Genomic DNA, 235 nt, shown 5'->3' with positions numbered 1-235 from the left:
CTGTAACGATTGCCTTGCACTTGGATTTCATTGGGTAGATGATTTAAAAATTTTACATCATCTTCCTCAAGTACAATATCCGCAGCTTTCGCATTTTCTATCAAATAGGAAAGTTTTTTAGTGCCTGGAATCGGCACTAATTTATCGTATTGAGCCAGTAGCCAAGCTAGCGCAATTTGCCCCATGGTTGCTTGATACTTTTGAGCAATGGGCTCAATGGTGGTTAATAATCGAA

1 protein-coding gene is annotated in these 235 nt (G+C 39.1%); it reads right to left on the bottom strand.

Annotated elements, in window-relative coordinates:
- The coding region (locus ACSV5T_RS10400) for an aldo/keto reductase (protein WP_438321100.1) at positions 1-235 on the bottom strand (235 nt) is incomplete at both ends.

This window comes from Veillonella sp. ZSJB6 (assembly GCF_051549505.1).
GTDB lineage: Bacteria > Bacillota > Negativicutes > Veillonellales > Veillonellaceae > Veillonella.
The sequence above is the reverse complement of the archived record's forward strand: the minus strand, read 5'-3'. Positions and strand labels throughout refer to the sequence as shown.